This window comes from Lentzea waywayandensis, from assembly GCF_900115955.1.
Lineage (GTDB): Bacteria > Actinomycetota > Actinomycetes > Mycobacteriales > Pseudonocardiaceae > Lentzea > Lentzea waywayandensis.
The window spans coordinates 400,498-412,360 of sequence record NZ_FOYL01000002.1 but is presented as its reverse complement, the minus strand read 5'-3'; the positions used below and the strand labels follow the sequence as shown (position 1 = coordinate 412,360).

The window sequence follows — 11,863 nt, the reverse complement described above, 5'->3', positions numbered from 1 at the left end:
TGGTGGCAGACGGCTCGTGGCGATACTTCGTTCGCAGACTCGCCGACGTGAATGAGGAAGCCGATGCGCGACGAACGCGACTGTGACGTCCTGGTGGTGGGGGCGGGGCCGACCGGCCTGTGCACCGCGCTGATGCTCACGCAGCACGGCGTGCGCGTGCGGATCGTCGACTCCAAGTCCGGTCCCGTAGAACAGGCGCGCGCCGCGATCGTGCACGCCCGCACGCTGGAGCACTTCGACCGGCTCGGCGTCGCGGAGGCGGCGGTCACGCGTGGTCTGCCGATCACCGACGTCGCCATCCACGAGGCCGGGCGGCACGTGGGGGACATGCCGCTCGCGGGGGAGGGCACCAGCGACCGGACGCGGTTCCCCTACGCGCTCGCGCTCGAGCAGTTCGAGACCGAGCGGGTGCTGGTGGAGGCGTTGAAGGAACACCACGTCGAGGTCGAGTGGAACACCGCCGTCGCCGGTCTGACCGACACCGGTGCCCTCGTCGGCGTGACGACGGCCGAGGGCGCTTCCATCACCGCGCGCTGGCTGGTCGGCGCGGACGGGGCGAGCAGCGTCGTGCGCGGGTTCGTCGGCCAGTCGTTCGACGGCGAGACCTACGACCAGGCGGGCATGCTCGCGGACGTGACCCTCGACGTCGACCTGGGCGTGCGGGGCATGCGGCTCAACCTGACCCGTGGCGGTTTCGTCGGGATCCTGCCGCTCGCGTCGGGCCGCTACCGGCTTTTCGGTGTAGTGCCCAGGGAACTGGAGCAGGCACCGTCCCAGAAGAACCCGTCGCACGAGGCCTACGCGCCCTTGCCGCCCGCGGATCTCCAGCAGTGGTTCGAGAGTTACTTCAAAGTGGACGCCCGGTTGAAGGAGATCGTCTGGGCGTCGATGTTCCGCTTCCACAGCAGGATCGCGTCGCGCTTCCGCGTGGGCAACGTCTTCCTCGCCGGCGACGCGGCGCACATCCACAACCCCGCGGGCGGCCAGGGCCTCAACCTCGGCGTCGGCGACGCGATCAACCTCGCGTGGAAGCTCGCGCAGGTCGTGAACGGCGAGGCACCCGAGCGGTTGCTCGACACCTACGAGTCAGAACGCCGCCCGATCGCCCGCACCGTCCTCAAGCGCACCGACCTCGGCTTCAAGCTGGAGACCGGGAACAGCGCCGTGGCGGTCTGGATGCGCACCCACGTCGCGACCCGCGTGGTCGGCGTGGTCTCGCGGCTCGCCCCGATCCGCCGGATGTTCTTCCACATGTTCTCCCAGCTGTGGATCTCCTACCGCGACTCGCCCGCCGTCGGCCGCGGCACCGGCCCGCTGCGACCGGGCGACCGCGCGCCGTACGCCGAGATCAGGCCCACCCGCGACGGCGCGAGCAGCGTGCTCGACCTGACCCACGGCACCGGCTACCACGTCCTGCTGTTCGCCGCGCAGTCCCTCGACACCGACCGCCTGGCCGCGAGCCTGGACGACCGCTACACCGTCGCGATCACCACCCACGTGATCCCGCCGGAGGAGGAGGCCGCCTACCGCGTGTACCAGGTGAACGGCCCGCTGCTGGTGCTCGTCCGCCCGGACGGCCACATCGCGGCGGTGGCCGAACCCCAGCCGGACAGCATCACGGAGTTCCTGGACACCGTGCTGACCCGCGTGAGGACACCGGCCTGAGGTCCATCCAGCGTCACGGTCGCGCGGACCGGGATTCCATGCCGCACAACCCAGTGGGTTCGTTTCCCGGCTGTGTTCCCGGACCAGGCGGTTCACCACACTGAAACCCATGACACAGACCGGAAAGACCGACGAGTCCCGCGGGTTCGAGGATCCGGAGTACTGGAACTTCATGTACGACGAGGGAACCGCGCCGTGGCTCATCGGCGGCCCGCAACCCGCGATCGCCGAACTGGAGGCCGCCGGCCTGATCCGCGGCCGGGTGCTCGAACCCGGCTGCGGCTCCGGTGAGCACACCATCCTGTTCACCAAGCTCGGCTACGAGTCCCTCGGCGTGGACCTCTCGCCGAGCGCGATCGCCTACGCCCGCCGCACCGCCGCGGAACGAGGCGTGCCCACGGCCCGGTTCGAAGTCGCCAACATGCTGCACCCCGAACAACACCCGTTCCTCGCGGGCGGCTTCGACACCATCGTCGACGTGGCCCTCTTCCACGGCTTCGGCGCCTACGGCGACCCCCGCGCCGCCAAGGACTACGCCGACGTCCTGCACTCCCTCACCAACCCCGGCGCCCTGGTGCACATCCTCGCCCACTCCGACGCCGCGGCGGGTTTGAGCTCCAGCATCAGCGACGACGTCATCCGCGCGACCTTCACCGAGGGCTGGGAGATCGAGAGCATCGAACCCGCCCACTACCAGGGCTTCATCACCGGGCAGATCTCCGAGGTGGCCGTGCGGCGGGGCCTGCCCGCCCACGGCCACGTCGAGCTCGCGGCGTGGCTGGCCCGGGTCCGCCGCCTCTGAAGTTCCCGCGTGGCCGGGCGTTCCCGTCCGGCCACCCGCGCTCACCGGACCGCGAGACGTCCAGCGGACAGTCCACTCCGTACACGCTCGCCGCGGCCTCGCGGATTCGACGTCTCGGATTCGCGAGGCACGTGGCGTGGGATGCCGTAACGCTCCGAACGTCGCAGCGATGGTGTTACCTGGCGACCACGCAGGTCGCGGAACCGTCTGGGAGGGATCCCGCTGTGACCGAAGCGCCATCCAGCTCCGTCAACGACGACGACCGCGAAGTCGTCGAAAAGGAGCGCGCCAAGCTGCGGGAGTTCGTCACAGGCCTGAGCGCGGACGACATCAAGTCGGGCGGCTGGTTCACGAAACTCTGCGCTCAGGCTCTGCGGTCGTACACCGAGAAGGCCACCTGGGAGTACTTCCAGGAGAAGTACAAGGGCGTCCCCGCGGACGGAATCGTCGGGCAGCAGATCAAGTTGGCGGCGAAGAACGCGATGATCGAAGGCGGGATCACCTCCAGCCTCTACACCGGGACGATCGCCGCGACCATCGGGTCGTTGGGTGGCGCCAGCCCCGCAACCGTTCCGGCCGGTGTCGTCACGTTCATGATCGACCTGACGTACATCAGCCAGCTCCAGATGCGCCTGGCCCACGACATCGCGGTGATCTACCGGATTCCCCTGGACGTGGACGACCCCGAGGACATGATGAAACTCGTCCGGGTGGCGTTCGGCATCAAGGCCGGAGAAGTGGCCAGAGGCACCATCAGGTTCGTTCCCAGCGTGGTCCGGCAGGTCCTCAAGAAGTACTACTCCGGTCCGGTGCTCGCCGCCGCGAGAAGCCTTCCGTTCGTCGGGAGACACCTCCTGCAACGCAACATCATCAAGTTCGGCATCCCCGGCGTCGGGATCCCCCTCACCGTCCTCATGAACCGGTACACGACGCTGGCCGCGGGACGCCATGCTCGATCGGTGTTCCGTGACGAGGCAGAGGTGATCGAACTCGCCGAAACCCTGATCCGACGCACGCGGCACCTGCGGTTGATGCTGTGGGTCGCGTGGCTCGTCATCAACGCGGACGGCAAGATCACCGACGCCGAGCGCCTGCTGTTCCAGCGGCTGACGCGGCTTGCCAGGGAACGGCATCAGGTCAACGACGAGCAACTCGCCAACGTCATCGACATCGACCCGGACGAGGTGTGGCACCGCGTCTCCGCCGAGACTGGCGATCTCAGTGATGTTGTCGACGCCGCCGAGCGGGTCGGCGCCGTCGACGGGGATCTCAACGCGCACGAGAAGGCAGTCATCGCCGAGCTTCAGGATCGCTGCCGGCGCTAGACGTGGAGTACGGACCTTGCGAACGCTGGCGTGTGCGACTTTCCTTGCGTCTGGCACAGGTGCGCGATCATGGTACGCGCCGCATGCTCGACGAGTCCTGTTCCAGCAACGGCTGGAACAGGACTGACGGCCCAGCCTGTAGGGTGAGGCCGGCCGAAAGGACCTGATCGCGGAGATCGCCACGCACGATCCGCGGGTGCGCATCCGAGACCACCCAACTGCAGAGCCGGGCCGACGTGTTGACAGGTCGCCGACCTCTCCCCGTTGGGCTGATCAACGGGTACGAACCTGCTGCAGCCGGACACGCGGCAATGGGTCGTCAGGCGAGCTGGACCCCGGCGAGCGTCGAGTCGGCGCCAATGCACACGAACGGCCGGCGCAATGGATCACCGGCGACCGCGTCCGCCAATGCCGCGGCTGCGCCCTGCCCATTCAGCAGCGCCCGGTGAAAATCTTCCATGGCACGGCGCGCAGCCAGTTCGCCGACGTTGTTCACGGCGACGATCACTGTGCTGGTGCCTACGCTGAGCAGAGCACCCGCGAACCCGAGTAGCTCGTCACCTGGGCGAATGTCGTGCAGCGCCAACCCGCACGCAGCGAGCACAACCTGCCGTGGAGGCTTGCCTAGCCGGCCGAGGTGATGCGCGAACAGTGGCGCGTCGGCCAGTTCGAGTCGCGAGAACAACGCGTTGTCCGGTTCGTGCTCACCGTGTGCCACCACGTGCAGAAGGTCGCAGGTGCGCAACGCGCCGAGCACTGTCGCGACCGTCGCGTCGTCCCCGCGGAACGTGACAGCACCGCGGTACCGCCCAGCCAGTCTTTCGTCAGCGGCCGCTGCACCGACACCGGGACCTACGACTATTACGACGCCTCCTGGCGCGCATTCGTTTTCGGCCGCCGTCAATGCCCGCAACCAGGCGGTCGCCGACGGTGCCACGACGACCGGACGGCGGTGCAGGCTGGGCAGGCTGTTCCAGGGCACTGCGTACAGCTGCCCTGCAGGCACGATCACGAGGTCGCGTTCTTCGATGATCGGCAGCAGCGGGCGGATGAGCTGTGTGTCCAGGCGGTCCAGCCTGCGGCGGGTCGACTCGGCGATCACCTCGGCCAGCGGAGGCGGCAGGTGGTCTGGGGCCATCGCCGTCTGATCGGAGCGAAGTAGGCGGATAGCATCGACCACTGCCGATGCCCGGCTGAGCTTGACAAGATGCTTCTCACGCGCAGCGACCACGACCGCGGCAAGCGCGTCCCCGGAGATCACAAACTCGATCAGCGCAGAGTCTTGCAACGCATCTGCCAGCTCGTCCACGCGGATCAGCGCATTGGAGCCGATGCACGTCGTTGACCACCACCCGAGCCTGCTGACCCGCTGCAGCGCGATCTCGTGCTGTTCGGCCAGCCCTGCCTCGACCGGGCCGTTGACGCGTTGGAGTTGCAGGGTCCGGGTGATGCGGATGAAGTCGTCGACCGCGTCCGCCACTGCGGGGTCGGTCGAGCTGACCGGCTGGTGCCGGTGTAGGTGGGCACGTGCGCGTTCCAGCCACGTCAGCACCTCTTCCGCCGTGTGTCGTCTCTTGAGCGCTATCTTCACGGCGAGGTCGCCCAACTCGCGCCCGAACAACCCGGCGCCGCGAACCAGGTCGGTCGCGCCGTATCGGTCGAATGCGGCAAGCAGGCGGTCGAGGCCTGACTCCGCGCAGTCGAGCGCGTCGTTGAACCGGCGCTGTTCTGCGGCGAGCTCCGCCAGCACCAGGCTGCGGAACACGACGTGGTCGAGCGGGGTGCCATCCCGTGGTGGTGCGGTGCGGGAGATGAACTGTTCCGCGGCGTCCACGTCCCCGAAGGACACAGCGAGCCTGGCCGCCCACAGCAGCGCGAGGTCGGCCTCGTCGGTGAGGTCTAGTGCGCGTAGCCGCCATGCCAGATCTTCCGCGACCTGGAGGAGTTCAGCTGCCGAGCCATCGCCCCATGCCCTGGCGAGCGACATCTCGGCGCGCAGCAAGGTGAGCTCCGCGGTGACGACCGCGCGATCATCGCCAACTCGGCCCAGTCGGGTGACCGCCTCAGTCGCGGCCTCCTGAGCGCACTTGTAGTCGGACTGCAGCAGGGCGCACATGGCCCGCACGTGTTCGACCTGCCCGATCGACCGATCATGTGCCACATCTGCAGCGTGTAGGAGCTCCAGCACGTTGTTGAGGTAGACCGAAGCCTTGTTCGGCATCCCTGCGGCCAGCAACGTGTCGACCTGGTCGAGCCAGAGTGTGCGGACGTGGTCGGGGTCGGCGTCCGGGGCGAAGCGCCACGCCTGCTCGAAGTGCGTGAGTGCGACGGGAAGGTCGCCACTGTGCTGAGCGAGCACTCCAAGCAGTTGTTCGGCTGCGGACAGCGTCCACACAGGTACGAGACCATTGCCGATCGCGCCGAGCGCGGCGGCAAAGTTCTGGTGCTCATCCCGCAACCATTGCCATGCCACGTCGCTGTTCCCGAAGTCTGGCAGTGGCACGGGAGTCTCCTCGACGTGCCAGCCCGAGCGGCGGGTGGGAATCGCGATGTTGACGGCACAACAGAATGCCGCCACGTAGTACCGGAACAGCCGCTCCAATGCGGCATCTCGGTCACCGGGTTCATCGGTCTGCTGACCCAGGTCCGCTGCGTACGAGCGCAAGAGGTCGTGCGTGCGCATCCTGCCGTTGCCCGTGGGCTGGACGAGATGTGCACGTTCCAGCTCGGTGACAGCCCTGCGAGCCTCGGTGAGTCCGGTTCCGGTGAGTGCAGCGACGGCGCGGACATCGACGTCGCGCACTGGCACGATCGCTATGAAGCGGAACGCTCTGGCGGCAGCGGGGGTGAGATGTCGATAGGACCACGAGAACACGGTTCGCACAGCAGTTCGGTCGTCGTCACCTACCTCTAGCAGGTCGAGACGGTCATGGTGGGCGGAGGCCAGTTCCTCGGCTAGCGCTGGAAGCCCCTCGTCCGGCCGTGCGTTCACCATCTCCGCCGTGATGCGCAGCGCGAGTGGCAGCAGGGCGCTCCACTCACACAACATTCGTGCGGCTTCAGGTGCCCGCTGCGCTCGCTTCCCTACCAGCGACTCAAGCAGCTCGACAGCCTCATCGACGTGCAGCAGCCCCAGATTGACTCGGGTCGCTCCGTCCCTGACCACCAAGCCCGTCAACGTATCCCGGCTGGTGACGAGTACGAAGGTTGATCCTGCGCCCGGCAGCAGCGGCCGCACCTGCTCCACGCTGCGGGCGTTGTCGAGGACGATCAGCATGCGCCGCTCGGCCACCAGGGTGCGGAACAACCTCGCGCGGTCGGACAGGGTCGCCGGGATTGGCTCGGCCGGCCCCACGAGGCTGCGCAGCAGTTCCGCGAGTGCGTCCTCAGGCCGCACCGGCTGGTCGCGGCCATACCCCTGCAAGTCGATGTAGAGATCGCCGTCGGGAAACGTGCTACGTGACCGATGCGCCCAATGCACAGCAAGTGCGGTCTTACCAACCCCGGCGGTACCGGATACCGCCGAGATCACCACTGTGCCCATGCCGGAAGCCTGCTCGCACAACCGGTCCAGAGCCGCCAGCTCATCGTTCCGCCCGGCGAAGTCCCGGACGTCGAGTGGTAGCTCTCGCGGTACCCGAGCGACGGGTTTGGCCGGTTGGCCGACGGTGAACACCACGTCGCCGGCGATGTCGCGGACCTGCACCGCGTTGCCGCTGACGTGCTCAGCGACGTTCACGGAGTCGTACCGCGTGTCCTTGTCGCCGTCGTCCACCGCACCACCGTAGCTGCGATGGTTGCCGGTCGTGCGCGAGCCGAGATCGCGCGCAGTCATCCACGTCGCGACCCGCTCAGCGGCCGTGGACTTGCCTCAGGTCGGGTCGAGCCTTTGCGCGAGTTGCCCTACGCGAACCGTGTGCGACGGCTGGCCGGTGTTCTCCCGGTCGTGGCGCCCGGTGGACCGCTGGGCGAGCTGCTCGCGTTCGTGCCAACCCCACTCGGCGTTCTGGTTGCCGGAGTCCGCGCCCGACCAGCTGCGGATCGAGGAGAACCTCATCAGCGCGCTGAGCGGGGCTCTCGCCGTGGTGCCTGCTGGGAGCACCGCTTGGGTGAGATAGCGCCGCAACCTGGTCGTTTCCTGGAAGGGCGCATCGCGGAATCGGCAGCGAGCGCAATGTTGCCGAGGACGCCGCCCAGCGGCGTGCCGCCTGTGAGGCTGGCATGGCGTCGGATCTCGGCTGGTGCCTACAAGCCACGCGGAAGTGGGGCGCGGCCGAGGTCCGGGTTGAGCGGCGAGAAGGCGTGGCGACACGGGTGGGTCCTCGCCGCCGGCCCGCTGGTTGTTCGGCTTGCAACCGTTTGCTGGCACAACGAGGACTGGCTGCGGCTGGCCACCGGCTTCGGCGACGTCAGGTCGTCCTGTACCTGGAAATCGGCCGGAAGGCCTCTGCGGTCCGGGTTCTGGAAGTAGAGGCGTGCACAGGTTCTGGCCGAACGTTGACGTGCAACGAGATGAATCCGGACACGCTCATCGCTGCAGACCATCCGGAACTCGCTCGTCACCACTCCGCAGGTAGCGGACGAGGAGTGGTGCTAGCCACCGATGATCCAGTTGAAGAATCCGGTCCCTCCTGCCAACGCGCCGACGCCCACCAACGCGGCTTCGGCGGGATGCCTGCCCGCCCACGCCATCAGGACGGCAGCTCCGACCCCGGTGAGCATGGCGAGCAGGAGGATCAACGTCGCGCGTTGGCTCAGCAGCGGTGACGAGTTGTCGTCCGATCTGCGGGTTGTACGTGGCATCGGCCTGTTCTCCTCGTCGTCATCAGGACCAGGTCGGTTGTGGTGACGTTGAGGCGTAGGTGGGACCGCCTCGGTGCGCCTACGCTTTTCCGCGCGGCGATCTCGTGTGAAAGTTTCGTAGGGCTGTGCGGCGAGCCCGACATAGCAGGAAGGAACCGGACCTCACGACCTGAGCGTGAACTGCGGCTGTCTCGACGAGAGTGGGACGGATGACGAGTGGGCGACGCGCAGCGGACGCGTCGAGACACGTCGTCCAGGACCTAAAATCCGGCTCGGTCTTTCCTCGTGACCTCGACTGCGTCGAAGCCGACGAAACGACCACGGCGGAGGAGAATCTCGCTCGACGCATGGCCGATGCGCGCTTCTACCAACGGGTCGTGGAACAGGATTTCGTCGGCACCGCATACGACGTGCTGGCCGCGGATCTGGTCGCCTACGCGTTTCCGACGATGAAGTCCTGGCTGCGGCACGGCACGATCTTCGCTCGCTGCTCGGAGATCGGTCGCGCGGTGCCGCACAGCGATCGAGACCGCGAGCGGGTCGCGACCTCGCTGGATGACCGTGACGAGCTTGCCTACGAGACGATCGCCGAGGCACTCGCGTTGTTCGTCCAGCTGGGCAAGGCGGCCAGGGGATGGTCGCCGGAAGGCGGCGCCGCCCTGACCACCTACTTCGTCGGAACCTGCGTGGGGTGTTTTCCGAACGTGTGGCGCCGGTGGCGCAATGAACAGCAACGTCACCATGTCCACGATCACGTGGAGAGCGCCGGCGAGTTCGACGGCGCGGCGCGGCGAGCACTCGACCCCCGTGTTTCGGAGGACCCGGCGGACATAGTCGTAAGCAGGGACCTAGTCCGGACGACCCTCGACGGCATGCAGGGAGATCTTCGCGGCATCGCCGAACAATTGGTGCTTCACGGCAGCACGCTCGCCGAGATCGCGGATCAAAGAGGGACAACGCCCGGAGCCGTTGAGCAGCGGCTGCGTCGTCATCGCAATGAGATCGCAAGGCGACGTGGAATCCGAGGCGCGCCATGATCGTCGAGAGTGGGATGCGGCAGCACGTCTCGTGGCTTGCCGACGTGTTCGATTCGAGAAGCGCCAACGACACCACCGTGGCGACGGCACACCGCGGACAAGCTGCCGACCTCCGGGACGCCGTCACCGTTGAGATGCTGAACGATTCGTCCGACCTTCGGACGTCGAGCGACGCGGATCTCATCGCGTCTGTCCGCGAAGGCACGGTAGACGCATTCGGCCTGCTGTACGAACGGCATGTCGCATCGGCGTTCAACCTTGGTCGGCAACTGGCTCGGTCAGAGACCGAAGCCGAGGACCTCGTGGCGGACGCGTTCACCAAGGTGCTCGACTCACTGCGATCGGGCAGAGGGCCGAACGGAGCGTTCCGTCCCTACCTGCTCACCGCCTTGCGGCACACCGCCTATGACAAGACTCGCCGCGAGAAGAAGATGGAGTTGTCCGAGGACCTTTCGGACGTCGCCCCGTCATTGCCGTTCAAAGACACCGTCGTAGCCGACCTGGAGAGGGCACTGGCGGCTCGCGCGTTCGCGGCCCTGCCGGAACGCTGGCAAACAGTCCTGTGGCACACAGAGATCGAAGGACTGTCACCCAGCCAGGTCGCGCCGTTGCTCGGGATCACCGCAAAGGGAGTCTCATCGCTCGCCTATCGCGCACGGGAAGGACTTCGCCAGATGTACTGGCGGCTGAACCGCGAGCCCGTTCCGGTCATGAGCGAACGGTGTACTGCCACGGCAGACCTGCTCAGTGCGTGGACCCGCGACGATTTACCGAAAGGGGAACGGTTGCAGTTCGAGCGGCACCTTCGCGAATGCGCGCAGTGCCGGGCTTCGGCAATCGGCTTTGTTGAATCCAACGTGGACAGGCGAACCCTCGCCACACTCGAAGCGGTCGAGACCATGCGGATGCTCAACGCGACATCGCTGGGCACTGTTCGCGCACGACACACGCGCCAGGCGACATCCGTACGAGCGGTCGCGGAGATTCTGAACCGCGCTGACCTGAAGTCCCGCCGCAGGGCGTGATTTCGAGCGGCCGCACGAACAGATCGGTCTCGGTTAGCGCCGCTGACGGGTCGTGCGGTGACAAGCATGATCGATGTGCTACTTGGGCGGCGATCAAATCCACGAGACGTAACACCGGATCAACCCAGAAGGGTCAGATCTCGAAGCGCGGGCATACCGCGATCAGCGGAACGAGAATCCAGCGCCGTGATGCCGCTGACGAACGACGGAGTGGAAACGGCCGCTGGTGCTCGAGGGCGATCTTGCTCGTTAGTTGCACGCTCGCAACGGGCGGCGCAGCTGGCGGCCAGGCCGCGGCCGGGATGCCCAGCTCGGATGAGCTCGCCAGGTGCACCGTTGTAGAAGCCCTGGACTGGTCGCGCTGCAGGTTGATCGCCGCTAAGGCTCATCAAGATCCTGCACACGGCACCGCCGAGCCGTTGCCTGCACGACGCCCCGGCGGGATGGCACCAACCACCAGTCATGGCCTGTCGTACAACGCCCTGGGTTCAGCGACGGCAGGTCGGCGGCGTGTGCCGAAGCGCGCTCGTCACCCCGGTTCACCAGACGCTGAACAGTGATGTTCGTCAGTCAACGAAGAAATCTGAGCGGTTTTGGCTCGCGTTGGCAAAGACGGGGTGCAAGGGCGAAGCAAAACCCGAGGAGCTTCATGTCGTCAGACGCGGAACTGATCGACAGATCACTGCGCGGAGACACCAGTGCCTTCGTGGAGGTGATCAGTCGCCACGAGACCGCGATGGGGAACTACCTCGCGCGCAGAGTGGGGCGGCAGGCCGCCGAGGACGTGCTCGGCGACGTCTGGGCGGCGGCCTACGAGTCCCGTGCGACCTATGACCGTTCGTATCCCGAGGCCAGGCCTTGGTTGTACGGCGTCGCACTGAACAGGTTGCGCCGGCACTGGCGGTCGGAACCGGCCGTGGAACCGGCGCTGGACCTGTCCCGCTTGGCGAGCGACTGGGACCTATGGCCGGCGGTGGACGTCCGCGCGGACACGCAGCGTTGCTGCGCAGTGCGCTGGCCCGGCTGAAGCCGGAAGAGCGAGAAGTGCTGGGCCTGGTCGCCTGGGAGGACCTGACCGTCGCGGAGGCCGGGCGTGTGCTCGACATCCCCGCGGGCACGGCCCGCCGCCTGTTGCACCAGGCGCGCAAGACGTTGCGTGAGACCCCCGAGGTGGCCGCGCTGCTGCGAGTCCCGACAACGTGAAAA

The 11,863-nt window shown here is 67.2% G+C and carries 10 protein-coding genes; 7 read left to right on the top strand and 3 right to left on the bottom strand.

Annotated elements, in window-relative coordinates; translation table 11 throughout:
* The first annotated feature begins 63 nt into the window (after window positions 1-63).
* The 3 genes from BM417_RS06820 to BM417_RS06810 all read left to right on the top strand — a co-directional run bounded on the left by BM417_RS06820 (window position 64) and on the right by BM417_RS06810 (window position 3,792).
* The gene (locus BM417_RS06820; RefSeq protein WP_177320321.1) at window positions 64-1,665 is read left to right on the top strand and encodes an FAD-dependent monooxygenase; all 1,602 of its coding nucleotides are present in this window, start codon (window positions 64-66) and stop codon (window positions 1,663-1,665) included.
* Between the two features lie 109 nt (window positions 1,666-1,774).
* Window positions 1,775-2,467, top strand: a complete 693-nt coding sequence (locus tag BM417_RS06815) for an SAM-dependent methyltransferase (RefSeq protein ID WP_093588914.1) — start codon at window positions 1,775-1,777, stop codon at window positions 2,465-2,467.
* 224 nt (window positions 2,468-2,691) lie between these two features.
* The gene (locus BM417_RS06810) at window positions 2,692-3,792 is read left to right on the top strand and encodes a tellurite resistance TerB family protein (protein WP_093588913.1); all 1,101 of its coding nucleotides are present in this window, start codon (window positions 2,692-2,694) and stop codon (window positions 3,790-3,792) included.
* Window positions 3,793-4,111: 319 nt separating this feature from the next.
* On the opposite strand, the gene BM417_RS06805 is transcribed toward BM417_RS06810, so the two are convergent.
* The 3 genes from BM417_RS06805 to BM417_RS06795 all read right to left on the bottom strand — a co-directional run bounded on the left by BM417_RS06805 (window position 4,112) and on the right by BM417_RS06795 (window position 8,595).
* Complete coding sequence (locus tag BM417_RS06805; protein ID WP_093588912.1) at window positions 4,112-7,627, bottom strand: CHAT domain-containing protein; 3,516 nt, start codon at window positions 7,625-7,627, stop codon at window positions 4,112-4,114.
* Window positions 7,628-7,663: 36 nt separating this feature from the next.
* Complete coding sequence (locus BM417_RS06800; protein ID WP_143138539.1) at window positions 7,664-7,918, bottom strand: hypothetical protein; 255 nt, start codon at window positions 7,916-7,918, stop codon at window positions 7,664-7,666.
* Between the two features lie 467 nt (window positions 7,919-8,385).
* Window positions 8,386-8,595 carry a hypothetical protein gene (locus tag BM417_RS06795; protein ID WP_093588910.1) on the bottom strand — a complete coding sequence of 70 codons (210 nt, stop codon included), beginning with the start codon at window positions 8,593-8,595 and terminating at the stop codon, window positions 8,386-8,388.
* A 209-nt stretch (window positions 8,596-8,804) separates the two neighbouring features.
* Here BM417_RS06795 and BM417_RS06790 point away from each other — a divergent pair, with 209 nt between their 5' ends.
* The 4 genes from BM417_RS06790 to BM417_RS49075 all read left to right on the top strand — a co-directional run bounded on the left by BM417_RS06790 (window position 8,805) and on the right by BM417_RS49075 (window position 11,860).
* The gene (locus BM417_RS06790) at window positions 8,805-9,632 is read left to right on the top strand and encodes a sigma-70 RNA polymerase sigma factor region 4 domain-containing protein (RefSeq protein WP_093588909.1); all 828 of its coding nucleotides are present in this window, start codon (window positions 8,805-8,807) and stop codon (window positions 9,630-9,632) included.
* Window positions 9,629-10,657 carry a sigma-70 family RNA polymerase sigma factor gene (locus tag BM417_RS06785; protein WP_322788947.1) on the top strand — a complete coding sequence of 343 codons (1,029 nt, stop codon included), beginning with the start codon at window positions 9,629-9,631 and terminating at the stop codon, window positions 10,655-10,657. Before BM417_RS06790 ends, BM417_RS06785 begins: the two co-directional genes overlap by 4 nt.
* 649 nt (window positions 10,658-11,306) lie before the next feature.
* Window positions 11,307-11,684, top strand: a complete 378-nt coding sequence (locus tag BM417_RS06780) for an RNA polymerase sigma factor (protein ID WP_245821744.1) — start codon at window positions 11,307-11,309, stop codon at window positions 11,682-11,684.
* Complete coding sequence (locus BM417_RS49075; RefSeq protein ID WP_245821743.1) at window positions 11,657-11,860, top strand: RNA polymerase sigma factor; 204 nt, start codon at window positions 11,657-11,659, stop codon at window positions 11,858-11,860. The genes BM417_RS06780 and BM417_RS49075 overlap by 28 nt, the downstream gene beginning before the upstream one ends.
* Window positions 11,861-11,863 lie beyond the last annotated feature (3 nt).